22 protein-coding genes are annotated in these 12505 nt (G+C 35.6%); 21 read left to right on the top strand and 1 reads right to left on the bottom strand.

Features of this window, described 5'->3' with window-relative positions:
- Nucleotides 1-9: 9 nt before the first annotated feature.
- The 21 genes from rpsQ to G6R40_RS07820 all read left to right on the top strand — a co-directional run bounded on the left by rpsQ (nucleotide 10) and on the right by G6R40_RS07820 (nucleotide 11473).
- Complete coding sequence (rpsQ, locus tag G6R40_RS07920; RefSeq protein WP_165133845.1) at nucleotides 10-264, top strand: 30S ribosomal protein S17; 255 nt, start codon at nucleotides 10-12, stop codon at nucleotides 262-264.
- On the top strand, nucleotides 264-632 hold the full coding sequence (gene rplN / locus G6R40_RS07915; RefSeq protein ID WP_165133842.1) for a 50S ribosomal protein L14: 369 nt from the start codon (nucleotides 264-266) through the stop codon (nucleotides 630-632). The genes rpsQ and rplN overlap by 1 nt, the downstream gene beginning before the upstream one ends.
- Nucleotides 633-651: 19 nt before the next feature.
- Nucleotides 652-981: a 50S ribosomal protein L24 gene (rplX, locus tag G6R40_RS07910; RefSeq protein ID WP_165133839.1), complete on the top strand. Its 330-nt coding sequence runs from the start codon at nucleotides 652-654 to the stop codon at nucleotides 979-981.
- A 10-nt stretch (nucleotides 982-991) separates the two neighbouring features.
- On the top strand, nucleotides 992-1543 hold the full coding sequence (gene rplE / locus G6R40_RS07905; RefSeq protein ID WP_165133836.1) for a 50S ribosomal protein L5: 552 nt from the start codon (nucleotides 992-994) through the stop codon (nucleotides 1541-1543).
- 4 nt (nucleotides 1544-1547) lie between these two features.
- Nucleotides 1548-1817, top strand: coding sequence for a 30S ribosomal protein S14 (gene rpsN / locus G6R40_RS07900; RefSeq protein ID WP_165133833.1), 270 nt, complete (start codon nucleotides 1548-1550; stop codon nucleotides 1815-1817).
- 150 nt (nucleotides 1818-1967) lie between these two features.
- Nucleotides 1968-2366 carry a 30S ribosomal protein S8 gene (rpsH, locus tag G6R40_RS07895; protein WP_079667189.1) on the top strand — a complete coding sequence of 133 codons (399 nt, stop codon included), beginning with the start codon at nucleotides 1968-1970 and terminating at the stop codon, nucleotides 2364-2366.
- 19 nt (nucleotides 2367-2385) lie between these two features.
- Entirely contained in the window at nucleotides 2386-2931 is a 546-nt protein-coding gene (gene rplF, locus G6R40_RS07890) for a 50S ribosomal protein L6 (protein WP_165133830.1), read from the top strand.
- Between the two features lie 17 nt (nucleotides 2932-2948).
- Entirely contained in the window at nucleotides 2949-3299 is a 351-nt protein-coding gene (gene rplR, locus G6R40_RS07885) for a 50S ribosomal protein L18 (RefSeq protein ID WP_165133827.1), read from the top strand.
- A gap of 20 nt (nucleotides 3300-3319) precedes the next feature.
- Entirely contained in the window at nucleotides 3320-3835 is a 516-nt protein-coding gene (gene rpsE / locus G6R40_RS07880; protein ID WP_165133824.1) for a 30S ribosomal protein S5, read from the top strand.
- A 10-nt stretch (nucleotides 3836-3845) separates the two neighbouring features.
- Complete coding sequence (gene rpmD / locus G6R40_RS07875) at nucleotides 3846-4028, top strand: 50S ribosomal protein L30 (protein WP_165133821.1); 183 nt, start codon at nucleotides 3846-3848, stop codon at nucleotides 4026-4028.
- Nucleotides 4029-4098: 70 nt separating this feature from the next.
- Nucleotides 4099-4548: a 50S ribosomal protein L15 gene (rplO, locus tag G6R40_RS07870; protein WP_165133818.1), complete on the top strand. Its 450-nt coding sequence runs from the start codon at nucleotides 4099-4101 to the stop codon at nucleotides 4546-4548.
- A 10-nt stretch (nucleotides 4549-4558) separates the two neighbouring features.
- Nucleotides 4559-5941 carry a preprotein translocase subunit SecY gene (secY, locus tag G6R40_RS07865; RefSeq protein WP_165133815.1) on the top strand — a complete coding sequence of 461 codons (1383 nt, stop codon included), beginning with the start codon at nucleotides 4559-4561 and terminating at the stop codon, nucleotides 5939-5941.
- Nucleotides 5942-5948: 7 nt separating this feature from the next.
- Nucleotides 5949-6164, top strand: coding sequence for a translation initiation factor IF-1 (infA, locus tag G6R40_RS07860; protein WP_165133812.1), 216 nt, complete (start codon nucleotides 5949-5951; stop codon nucleotides 6162-6164).
- 46 nt (nucleotides 6165-6210) lie between these two features.
- The gene (gene rpmJ / locus G6R40_RS07855) at nucleotides 6211-6327 is read left to right on the top strand and encodes a 50S ribosomal protein L36 (RefSeq protein ID WP_007839480.1); all 117 of its coding nucleotides are present in this window, start codon (nucleotides 6211-6213) and stop codon (nucleotides 6325-6327) included.
- A 16-nt stretch (nucleotides 6328-6343) separates the two neighbouring features.
- Entirely contained in the window at nucleotides 6344-6721 is a 378-nt protein-coding gene (gene rpsM / locus G6R40_RS07850) for a 30S ribosomal protein S13 (protein ID WP_165133809.1), read from the top strand.
- Nucleotides 6722-6736: 15 nt separating this feature from the next.
- Nucleotides 6737-7126: a 30S ribosomal protein S11 gene (gene rpsK, locus G6R40_RS07845; RefSeq protein WP_009087288.1), complete on the top strand. Its 390-nt coding sequence runs from the start codon at nucleotides 6737-6739 to the stop codon at nucleotides 7124-7126.
- Between the two features lie 19 nt (nucleotides 7127-7145).
- Complete coding sequence (gene rpsD, locus G6R40_RS07840) at nucleotides 7146-7754, top strand: 30S ribosomal protein S4 (protein WP_165133806.1); 609 nt, start codon at nucleotides 7146-7148, stop codon at nucleotides 7752-7754.
- A 32-nt stretch (nucleotides 7755-7786) separates the two neighbouring features.
- Nucleotides 7787-8782, top strand: a complete 996-nt coding sequence (locus tag G6R40_RS07835) for a DNA-directed RNA polymerase subunit alpha (RefSeq protein ID WP_165133803.1) — start codon at nucleotides 7787-7789, stop codon at nucleotides 8780-8782.
- 8 nt (nucleotides 8783-8790) lie between these two features.
- Nucleotides 8791-9300 carry a 50S ribosomal protein L17 gene (gene rplQ, locus G6R40_RS07830; protein WP_165133800.1) on the top strand — a complete coding sequence of 170 codons (510 nt, stop codon included), beginning with the start codon at nucleotides 8791-8793 and terminating at the stop codon, nucleotides 9298-9300.
- 97 nt (nucleotides 9301-9397) lie between these two features.
- Complete coding sequence (locus G6R40_RS07825; protein ID WP_165133797.1) at nucleotides 9398-10768, top strand: DUF4403 family protein; 1371 nt, start codon at nucleotides 9398-9400, stop codon at nucleotides 10766-10768.
- Between the two features lie 18 nt (nucleotides 10769-10786).
- Nucleotides 10787-11473 (top strand): hypothetical protein, encoded by a 687-nt coding sequence (locus G6R40_RS07820; RefSeq protein ID WP_165133794.1) that lies wholly within the window; start codon nucleotides 10787-10789, stop codon nucleotides 11471-11473.
- A 40-nt stretch (nucleotides 11474-11513) separates the two neighbouring features.
- Here G6R40_RS07820 and G6R40_RS07815 read toward each other — a convergent pair whose 3' ends face one another.
- A complete protein-coding gene (locus tag G6R40_RS07815; RefSeq protein WP_165133791.1) occupies nucleotides 11514-12473 on the bottom strand; it encodes a phosphatidylinositol-specific phospholipase C in 960 nt (319 codons plus the stop codon).
- Between the last annotated feature and the right edge of the window lie 32 nt (nucleotides 12474-12505).

The raw sequence follows: 12505 nt of genomic DNA, 5'->3' as shown, positions 1-12505 counted from the left end.
CATTTTACAATGGAAAGAAATTTAAGAAAAGAAAGAATCGGAGTTGTTTCCAGCAACAAAATGGAAAAAACCATTGTTGTTAGTGAGACCATGAAAATGAAGCACCCGATGTACGGTAAATTCGTTTTGAAAACGAAAAAATATACCGCACACGACGAGAACAACGAGTGCAACGAAGGGGACACTGTTTTAATTTCTGAAACAAGACCTTTGAGCAAGAGCAAAAGATGGAGATTAGTAAGAATCATAGAAAGAGCTAAGTAATGTTACAAACAGAATCAAGATTAAAAGTAGCTGATAATACTGGTGCTAAAGAAGTATTGGTTATCAGAGTTCTGGGAGGTACCAGAAGAAGATATGCATCTGTAGGAGACAAAATCGTAGTGACTATCAAAGATTCTACTCCGTCAGGGAATGCAAAAAAAGGACAAGTTTCTAAAGCAGTCGTAGTAAGAACAAAAAAAGCAGTTCGTAGAAAAGATGGATCTTACATCAAGTTCGAAGATAATGCTTGTGTATTACTTAACGCATCTGGAGAAATGAGAGGAACACGTGTTTTCGGACCAGTTGCTCGTGAGCTTAGAGATAAAGAATATATGAAAGTCATTTCATTAGCTCCTGAAGTACTTTAATTTTTAAAATTTTAAGAAAATGACAAAGTTAAAAATCAAAAGAGGAGATAACGTCATCATCACTACTGGAAGAAAAGAAATCAAAGGTAAAACTGGTGAAGTTATTGAAGTGATAAAGAAAGAAGGTAAAGACGCCAGAGTTATAATAGCAGGTCTTAACATCGTGAAAAAACACGTTAAGCCATCTGCACAAAACCCTCAAGGTGGGATTGTTGAAAAAGAAGCATCTATCCACATTTCTAACGTGATGTTAGTTGATCCTAAAACAGGAAAAGCTACTAAAGTTGGTTACAAAGTAGACGGTGACAAGAAAGTAAGATTTGCAAAACAATCTGGTGAAACTTTATAATTAGATTACAATGGAATATATCGCAAGACCCAAACAAGCATATAAAGACAAAATTGTTCCTGCAATGATGGAAGAATTTGGGTACAAATCAGTAATGCAAGTGCCTAAATTAGTGAAGATAGTTGTGAGCCAAGGACTTGGTGCAGCTACACAAGACAAAAAAATTGTTGACTATGCTGTAGAAGAATTAACAACTATCACTGGACAAAAAGCAGTGGGTACTGTGTCTAAAAAAGACGAAGCTTATTTCAAACTTAGAAAAGGTATGCCGATTGGTGCTATGGTAACACTAAGAGCAAACCAAATGTATGAGTTCTTAGACAGATTAACTTCTTCTGCGCTTCCGCGTATTAGAGATTTTTCTGGGATCAAAGCAGAAGGTTTCGATGGTAGAGGTAACTATAACTTAGGTATTACCGAACAAATTATCTTCCCAGAAATCGTTATCGATAAAGTAAAGAAAATCCAAGGGATGGACATTACATTCGTGACAACTGCAAAGACAGATAAAGAAGCTAAAGCATTATTAACTCACTTCGGTTTACCGTTCAAAAAGAACTAAGGAAATGGCTAAAGAATCAATGAAAGCGCGTGAGCGCAAGAGAGAAGCTACAGTAGCTAAGTACGCAGCAAAAAGACAAGCTCTTAAAGAAGCTGGAGATTATGAAGCGCTACAAAAACTTCCAAAAAATGCTTCACCAGTAAGATTACACAACCGTTGCAAACTTACAGGTCGTCCAAGAGGTTACATGAGAACTTTCGGGATCTCGAGAGTAACTTTCAGAGAAATGGCCAATGCAGGTTTAATCCCTGGAGTTAAAAAAGCAAGTTGGTAGTCAACACAAAATTAATCTAGATAGTCAAGTTGGCACTCTTAGATATAAGATAGACGGCATCAGATTACAAAGTCAAATTTGTAATCCGATGTCCGAAATCTGACATCAGAGGTCAAAACTAGCTATCCTTAACCAAATAATAATAAAGAAATGGTAACAGATCCAATTTCAGATTTCCTAACTAGAGTAAGGAACGCACAAAGCGCAGGCCACAAAGTGGTGGAAATTCCTGCATCGAAAATCAAAAAAGAGATTACGAAAATTCTTTTTGACCAAGGTTATATCTTAAACTACAAGTTTGAAGACAACAGTGTTCAAGGAGCTATCAAAATCGCTTTAAAGTACGACAAACAAACTAGCAAGCCCGCTATCAAATCTATCCAAAGAGCTTCTAGACCTGGTCTACGTCAGTACAAAGGTACTGCAGAACTTCCAAGAGTTCTTAACGGCTTAGGTATCGCTATCATCTCTACTTCAAAAGGTTTGATGACAGACAAGAAAGCAAGAGAAGAAAAAGTAGGAGGCGAAGTAATTTGCTACGTTTATTAATTTTTAATACTAGGAAATAATGTCAAGAATTGGTAAAGCAATTATAGAAATTCCCGCTGGTATTACGATTTCCAATACAAATGGTATCGTTACAGTTAAAGGACCGAAAGGAGAACTTTCTCAAGAGTTAACAGAAGGAATTTCGATTGAAGAAAAAGATGGACAAATCACAGTATCTCGTCCATCAGATTCTAAGCAACACAAAGCGCTTCATGGTCTATACAGAGCGCTTATCAACAATATGATTGTTGGTGCTTCTACAGGATTTACTAAGCAATTAGAACTTGTAGGGGTTGGTTATAGAGCATCACACTCTGGTCAAAAATTAGAGTTGGCTCTAGGTTTCTCTCACGGTATCGTTGTAGAACTTCCAAAAGAAGTTACTGTAGATACATTGACAGAAAAAGGTAAGAACCCTATTATTACTCTATCTTCTCACGATAAGCAACTTCTTGGGATGGTGGCTGCAAAGATCAGATCTTTCAGAAAACCTGAACCTTATAAAGGAAAAGGTGTGAAATTCGTAGGTGAAATCATCAGAAGAAAAGCCGGTAAATCTGCTTAATTTTAAAATTTAAGAAAATGGCATTAACAAAAGTTGAAAAGAGAAACAGAATCAAAAGAAGAGTTAGAGGTAAGATTTCAGGATCTGCTGAGAAACCAAGATTATCTGTTTATAAGAGTAATAAAGAAATCTACGCTCAAATTGTAGATGATAAAGAGGGTAAAACTTTAGTATTCGCTTCTTCTCGTGAGAAAGGTGTTGCTAATGGTACTAAGACGGAAGCTGCTGCTGCAGTTGGTAAGAAAATCGCTGAGAAAGCTATCGCGGCAGGTATTGAGACTATCGTTTTCGATAGAAACGGTTTCGTATTCCACGGTAGAATTAAAGCTTTGGCTGATGGCGCTAGAGAAGCAGGTCTTAAATTCTAATTTTTAAATTCAGAAATAATATGTTAGACAATATAGAAAGAGTAAAACCTGGAGGATTAGAATTAAAAGATCGTCTGGTTGCTGTTAACAGAGTAACTAAAGTAACTAAAGGTGGTAGAGCTTTCGGATTTTCTGCTATCGTGGTTGTTGGTAACGAAGATGGCGTTATTGGTTACGGTTTAGGTAAATCTAAAGAAGTTGCTTCTGCAATCTCTAAAGCTGTTGAGGACGCTAAGAAAAACTTAGTAAAAGTACCTGTTATTAACAAAACGATTCCTCACCAGACTACTGCTAGATATGGTGGTGCTGATATCTTCTTGAGACCAGCTTCTCACGGTACAGGACTTATCGCTGGTGGTGCAGTACGTGCAGTACTAGAATCTGCTGGTGTACAAGACGTATTATCTAAGTCTAAAGGTTCTTCTAACCCACATAATGTTGTAAAGGCAACTTTCAAAGCATTATTGGATATCAGAAGACCAGAAGAAATCGCTAGAATGCGTGGTGTTTCCCTAAGTAAAGTGTTTAACGGTTAATATAAAAACAATGGCAAAGATTAAAGTAAAACAAGTAAGAAGCGCTATTGGTAGAACTAAAACCCAAAAAAGAACGCTAGAAGCTTTAGGATTAAGAAAACTTCACCAAGTAGTTGAACACGAAGCAACACCTGCTATCTTAGGTATGGTTGCTGCAGTTAGCCACTTACTAGAAGTTCAAGAAGAGAAATAATAAATGTATACATAATGTAATGGTCTTTTCTAAAGATCATTACATTATAATTTTAAAAATCATAATCGTAATGAATTTAAATAACATACAACCAGCATCAGGAGCTACTCACAATTCTAAAAGAATTGGTAGAGGACAAGGAAGTGGAAAAGGTGGTACATCTACTAAAGGTCACAAAGGTCAAAAATCTAGAGCTGGTTATTCTGAGAAGATCGGATTTGAAGGTGGTCAAATGCCTTTACAAAGAAGATTGCCAAAATTTGGTTTTAAAAACGTTAACAGAAAAGAATATAGAGCTATCAACCTAGATAGTATCCAAACTCTTATCGATACACAATCGATCTCTGGTGAGATTACTAAAGATGTATTGGTTGCTAACGGATTAGCTTCTAAAAATGATTTAATCAAAATTTTAGGCAGAGGAGAGCTTAAAGCAAATGTTTCTATCTCTGCTAACAAGTTTACAAAATCTGCAGAAGAAGCTATCACTAAAGCTGGAGGTAAAGCAATCACTCTTTAATTAAGATCTAATGAAAGAATTTATACAAACACTTAAAAACATTTGGAACCTTAAGGAATTGCGCGATAAAATTATATTAACGCTATCCTTAGTCCTAGTGTATAGATTCGCATCTTATATCTCTCTTCCTGCTATTAACATGGCGGAAGTAGGGAACCTTCTACAACATTACCAAAACCAAGGCGGGAACCAACAAGGGGCCGGCCTTTTGGGTTTACTTTCGTCATTTACAGGTGGAGCTTTCTCAAGAGCTTCTATCATGGCATTAGGGATTATGCCTTACATCTCCGCATCGATTATTGTGCAGTTGATGGGTATGGCAATTCCTTATTTGCAAAAATTACAGAAAGACGGTGAAAGTGGTAGAAATACACTAAACCAAATCACGAGATGGTTAACGATAGCAGTATGTTTGGTGCAAGCACCTTCATATTTAACATCGGTGACGCAGTTCTTTTTACCTTACGGACAATTCCAGTCCGCATATTACATTGACCCAAATTCTATCATGTTCTGGCTACCGAGTATTGTTATTCTAGTAGCAGGATCTGTATTTGCAATGTGGTTGGGTGAAAAGATTACTGATAAAGGTATTGGTAACGGTATCTCTATCCTTATCATGGTAGGTATCTTAGCGGATCTTCCAACAGCATTTATCCAAGAGTTTACAACGCAGACGGGTAAAGGTGGTTTTGGAACTATCATGATTCTAGTAGAAATATTGTTCTGGTTATTAGTAGTATTATTAGCTATTATTTTATCAGTTGCAGTAAGAAAGATTCCGATTCAGTATGTGAGTCGTGCGCAGGCAAGAGGTGGTGTTAACAGAAATCTGATGCAAGGTGCCAGACAATGGATTCCATTGAAGGTGAATGCTTCGGGAGTTATGCCAATTATCTTTGCACAAGCATTGATGTTCGTACCAGGATTGTTAACGAAAGTAGATGAGTCTAATACATTTTTGGCAGGCTTCAAAAATGTTTTCAGCTGGCAATACAACGTATTGTTCGCATTATTGATTATCATATTCTCATTCTTTTATACTGCGATTACAATTCCAGTTAATCAGATGGCTGATGATCTAAAACGTAATGGAGGTCTAATTCCTAAGGTAAGACCAGGGAAAGAAACCGCAGATTACTTGGATGATATTTTGTCAAAAATAACCTTGCCAGGTGCGATTTTTTTATCTATCTTTGCAGTCCTTCCGGCAATAGTGCACGGAGCGTTTGTTCAGACAGATAGATTTGCCCTGTTTTTCGGCGGGACATCCTTATTGATTATGGTTGGGGTTATCTTAGATACCGTACAACAAATTAATACATATCTGCTGAACCATCATTATGACGGGTTGATGCAATCTAAATTATCAAGATCATCTAACGACGTATAAGAATTGTATGGCAAAACAAAAGCATATAGAACAAGACGGAGTAATTGTTGAGGCGTTGTCCAATGCAATGTTCCGTGTAGAACTTGAAAATGGGCATGTACTTATTGCCCATATTTCTGGTAAGATGAGAATGCATTACATCAAATTGCTTCCCGGAGATAAGGTTAGACTGGAGATGTCTCCATACGACTTGTCAAAAGGAAGGATCACTTTTAGATACTAGTTGTCTAAATGTAATAATAGAATAAAATTAAGAAAATTACTCTCAAATGAAAGTTAGAGCATCTATTAAAAAAAGAAGTGCTGATTGCAAAATTGTACGTAGAAAAGGCGTATTGTTCGTAATCAACAAGAAGAACCCTAAATTTAAACAAAGACAAGGTTAACAACCACTATTAAATTATGGCGAGAATTGCAGGTATTGATTTACCAAAGAACAAAAGAGGCGTTATCGGTCTTACTTATATCTACGGTATAGGAAGAAGTACAGCTTCAGAAATTTTGAAGAACGCTGGAATCAGCGAAGACAAGAAAGTCAACGAATGGAATGACGATGAATTGGCTGCCATCAGAGGTTTTATCTCAGACAACATCAAAGTTGAAGGAGAATTACGTTCTGAAGTGCAATTGAACATTAAGCGATTAATGGATATAGGATGCCAACGAGGAATACGTCACAGACTGGGATTACCTTTAAGAGGCCAAAGGACTAAAAATAATTCTAGAACCCGTAAAGGAAAGAGAAAAACTGTTGCTAACAAGAAAAAGGCAAGTAAATAATCTGTAGAATTTATTATGGCAAAACAAACTAAAGTTGTTAAGAAAAGAAAAGTAAAAGTTGAAGCTATTGGTGAGGCGCATATCCAAGCATCTTTCAATAACATCATCATTTCTTTAACAAATAAAAACGGAGAAGTAATCTCTTGGGCATCTGCCGGTAAAATGGGATTCAGAGGTTCTAAAAAGAATACGCCTTTCGCAGCACAAATGGCAGCGGAAAACTGTTCTCAAGTAGCTTACGAAGCTGGTCTTAGAAGAGTTAAGGTATTTGTAAAAGGTCCAGGTGCAGGTAGAGAGTCTGCTATCAGAACTATCCACAACTCAGGTATTGAAGTTAGCGAAATTGTAGATATTACGCCAATGCCGCACAATGGATGTAGACCACCTAAAAGAAGAAGAGTTTAATTTTTAGAATTACCCCATTATGGCAAGATATATTGGACCTAAAACTAAAATTGCTAGAAAATTTGGTCAAGCAATTTACGGAGACGATAAAAATTTCGAAAAAAGAAAAAACCAACCTCCTGGACAACACGGACCTAACAAAAGAAGAGGTGCTAAAAAGTCTGAATATGCAATTCAGTTAGCTGAAAAGCAAAAAGCTAAATATACTTACGGTATTTTAGAAAGACAATTTGCTAACCTTTTTGAAAAGGCTGATAGAAGCAAAGGAGTAACAGGTGAAGTTCTTTTACAACTATGTGAGTCTAGACTAGACAACGTTGTGTACAGATTAGGTTTCGCAAAAACGAGATCTGCTGCAAGACAATTAGTTTCTCACAAACATATCACTGTTAATGGTGAGTTGGTAAACATTCCTTCTTATTTATTAAAAGCTGGTGATGTAATTGCTGTAAGAGAAAAATCAAAATCACTAGAAGTAGTAGCTAATGCATTAGCATCAAAAGCAAATTACGAGTGGTTACAATTCAATGACGAGAAGAAAGAAGGTACTTTCGTTTCTGCTCCTGAAAGAATCCAAATTCCGGAAGACATCAAGGAACAGTTAATCGTCGAATTATACTCTAAATAATAATTTTTTTCAAATTTTTGCTCAACCAAACTATGGCAATTTTAACATTTATAAAACCAGATAAAGTAATCCTACTTAATTCTACAGAGTTCAAAGGTCAATTCGAGTTTAGACCTCTTGAGCCAGGATTTGGATTAACAATCGGTAATGCATTGAGAAGAGTTTTGCTTTCTTCTCTGGAAGGATATGCTATTTCATCTATCAAAATAGAAGGCGTAGAGCACGAATTTTCAACTATTCCAGGTGTGATTGAAGATGTTACGGAAATCATACTTAATCTTAAACAACTACGTCTAAAAGCTACAACAGAAAATGCAACTAACGAGCAAGTTAATGTGAAAATTTCTGGACAAGAAGTAATTACTGCTGGTGACTTAGGAAAAGGGATGAACAATTTTGAAGTTCTTAACCATGACCTAGTTATCTGTAATGTTACTAAAGATGTAAACTTTGAGATTACTTTCAATATTGAAAAAGGTAGAGGCTACGTTCCATCGGAACAAAACAAGTCAAACAATGCACCTATCGGTACTATTGCGATTGACTCTATCTTTACCCCAATTAAAAAAGTGCAATATAGTGTTGAAAACTATCGTGTAGAGCAAAAAACAGACTACGAAAAACTTGTTTTGGATATTGAGACAGATGGTTCTATCAGTCCTCAAAACGCATTAACAGAAGCTTCTAAGATCTTGATCTACCACTTCATGTTATTCTCTGATGAGAGAATTACCTTGGAGACAGAAGCGGTTAAAGCATCTATCCAATACGACGAAGAAACACTTCATACAAGACAACTACTTAAGTCAAAATTAGCAGATATGGATCTTTCTGTAAGAGCCCTTAACTGTCTAAAAGCTGCAGAAGTAGAAACGCTTGGAGAACTTGTAGCTTTCAGTAAGTCTGATTTGATGAAATTCAGAAATTTTGGTAAAAAATCTTTAACAGAACTTGAAGAATTGGTTCACGCAAAAGGACTAAATTTCGGGTTTGATGTTGCAAAATATAAGTTAGACGCTGATAAATAATCCTTACAATGAGACACGGAAAGAAAATCAATCACTTAGGTAGAACGGCGCCGCACAGAAAAGCAATGCTGTCTAACATGGCTTGTTCCCTAATTGAACATAAAAGAATCAACACTACAGTTGCTAAAGCAAAAGCTTTAAGAACCTATGTTGAACCTCTTCTTACTAAAGCTAAAGAAGATACAACTCATAACAGAAGAACTGTATTCTCTTACCTACAAAGTAAAGAAGCTGTTACAGAACTTTTCAGAACTGTAGCACCAAAAATCGCTGAAAGAAACGGCGGTTATACAAGAATCATCAAAACTGGTTTCAGACTTGGTGATGCAGCAGATATGGCTATGATCGAGTTGGTGGACTTCAACGAGCTTTACAACCCTAAAGCAGAAGAGAAGAAAACAACAAGAAGAAGTAGAAAACCTGCTACTAAAAAAGAGGAAACAGCTCCAGTTGCTGAAACGAAAGTTGAAGAAACGCCAGCTGCAGAAACTTCTACAGAAGAAAAAACTGAAGAATAATTCAGTTTTTACCGATACCAAAAACGCCTTACAATTTGTAAGGCGTTTTTATTTTTATACTTGGCAGAAATCTATTACATTTGTCGAAATATGCAGTATGAAGTATTTTTTTAGTTGGTTATTTAGCCTAAGTTTTTTATGGGCTTTTAACCAAAATAGCGAGGTAAATGCGATAGATCTCCCAAAAATTCCTTCCAATATCAGCCTTCCCATTGAGATTCCTATTTCAGAAATTGAACACCTTGTTAACCAATCGGTTACAGGGACTATTTATGAAGACAAATCTTTCACAGATAACAACAACGATCAGTTCAAAGTTAAGGTTAACAAGCAATCAAATATTAGAATAAAAGCTTTGACGAATAATCGGTTGATGATTTCTGTCCCTTTACAGATTTGGGCAGAAAAAGGTTATGGCACAATGGGCGTGTATGTTTACAAAGACACGAGTTTTAATCTGGTGATGAATTTTATTTCCAGCATTTCTACCAATCCAGATTGGACGCTAACAACCTCGACGCAAAGTGCAGGATTTGTGTGGAAAGACAAGCCTGTATTGGATTATGGAAAAGTAAAGATACCCATTGCAAGTTTTGTAGAATCGACTTTAAAGGAACAACAAAACAAATTCACTTCTGTGATAGATACACAAATTAAAAGTTCGTTTAAGCTACAACCTTACTTGGTTTTGGCATGGAATCAATTTGCAAAGCCGATTAACATTTCGCAAGAATATAATACGTGGTTGAAAATAACACCACAAAAAACTTATCTTAAACCTATCGAAGTTTTTGCCGATAAAATAAAAACGAATGTTGGGCTGGCTTTGGTTTCTGAGACTTTTGTTGGGCTAGTACCGTCCGCTTCTGCTTTGGTAAAACAAGTCCCTAATTATATTTCTAAAAGCGACATTTCGGATGATTTTGTGTTGCAGACAACAACGAATATCAGTTTTCACCAGGCCACAATTTTGGCAGAACAACAGTTTTTGAATAAAGAAATAGAACTAGGAAGTCCTTCTAGAAAAGTTAAAGTAGAAGCGATTTCGGTTTTTCCGGATAAAGATGAGATAGTCCTTGAGATCCGGACATCGGGTTATGTCAATGGGACGTCAACTGTCAAAGGAAAACCAGCTTATGATGAAGCGAATCAAAAAATAGTATTATCCGATACCGATTTTAATCTTAAAACCAAAAATGTTTTTCAAAAAGCAGTTACTGTCTTGTTCGAGGGTAAAATTCGAAAAATGCTTGAACAAGAATATGGTATCCCGATGCAGGATATGATTGCGTCTTCTAAAGAAAGTATTAAGGAAAGCTTTAATAAAGAGTATTTTCCAGGTTTGAAATTAGCGGGACAAGTTGTGGATCTGAAACCAAGTCAATTTATCTTAACACTTACCTACATTACCGCTGTGGTTGATACCAAAGCGAAATTACAATTGGTAATTTCTGGACTGAATTTTTAGTATATTTAAAGAAAAAATATGAAAATAAAATCAATTTGTTTTAGTGTTTTAATCTCAGCATTTGCCTTTGCACAAGAAAGTGCGCCTATGCATATTCAGAATATGAGTAATGATGCGAGAAGTTTATTATTGAAAGATGGGTACAAAGCTAATTTGGAAACCGAAGGAAATCCTTATTTGGGAAATGACAGCTTCAGAGAAGCCAAAATCGGTAATAATGAAAAGTTGACAAGTGTGCGGTATAATGCATCTTTGGATGCTTTTGAATTTCTACAAAACGGACAAATGCTGCTTATGGGAAAAGAGGATTGGTACAGCCCAATATATTTTCCAGATTTAAAAAATACGGTCATACTTGCGGAATACACGTATAAAGGAAAGAAAATTAAAGGCTACTTGTTTGAATATATTAATGGACAAGATGTTAGCGCATATAGAAGGATTTCGAGAAAATTTAAGAAAGGAGAATATGCTGCTTCGTCTTTTGATAAAGATATGCCAAACCGTTTCATAGAAGAACCAGATGTATATTATCTTAGACTAGCAGATGGTAAATTTGTTGAATTTCCTAAGAATAAAAAGAAACTTATTGCTCTTTTTCCAGATAAAGGAGAAACCATTAATAAAAATATAAAGACCAATGATTTTGATTTTAATACCATGAAGCAAATCATTATGATTCTCAATAAAAAAAGTTCTGAATAATTTCAGAACTTTTTTGTTAGATAATACTTAAAAAAAAATACTATTGATTAAAATTTGTCATATAAATTGTTCTGGCCAAATTGGCTGTTGCAAAATCGACAATGACCATTCCTAAGTAATTGTTTTGATTTTCACTTTCGGCATAATAGTCAAGTATTTTTGGATTGATAACGTTGGAGACATTTTTTATTTTGTTTCCCGAAGAACCTTGCAATTGTCCACTGGTAAAGTTAAAATAGAATTTTCTATTGTCTCTGCTCATGCTTTGTTCTTTTTTACTGAGGTCGTTAACTTCTTTTATCTGATTAAATTTAGTAGTATTAGATTGCACTTTATAGACATCTTGAAAATAGTAATTCACTTTGTCGGCGTTGGTCACGTCGGCTATTGCATTATCTGGCCAATTAGAATAAGTATTGATTCCAAAATTATCTCCTGATATAAAGCGTCTTACCAGAACAATTTTCCCCCTTACTTTCCCCAAATTCGGAATCTTATTGCCCAGATAAAACAAATTAGGATAAGCTTGTGTATATTGATAGAAGCGCTGTGAGTAGGTATTGTTAGTAATGTTTGATTTTTCTTGTTTAACACTCATAATGATCGTTTCTGATGGATTAGCGGCAAGAAAAGATCGACATGTCTTTAGCACATCATCAAAATCTTGTTTTTGGTCCACAGAGCCATGGTATATTTTAAACTCGCCATCTTTATAATTACATCTAATATCTAAATACCGAATACCAAAATTGAGCTGGTCTGCGATGGAGTAGTCTTGGGTTTTCGCATACGTGGTAAATCCCAAAGTGTTGCCATCATGGAGTGCGCCAGAATCATGGGTGCCAGGTATAGAAATAAAATGTAAAGGTCTGTTATCTCCAAAAAAACTCATCCAGTTATTAGCCTGTGGCGTTGTTGTAATCTTTTTGTCAGTTGTATGAAATGACAAAAGAGGTAATATGGAGAAAAGTAACAAAAAGTAAATTTTATTTATTTTCATAATGACTATTTTTTTTAAAAATAGCAGCACAA

The sequence above is a fragment of the Chryseobacterium sp. POL2 genome (genome assembly GCF_011058315.1).
Taxonomy (GTDB): domain Bacteria; phylum Bacteroidota; class Bacteroidia; order Flavobacteriales; family Weeksellaceae; genus Soonwooa.
The sequence above is the reverse complement of the archived record's forward strand: the minus strand, read 5'-3'. Positions and strand labels throughout refer to the sequence as shown.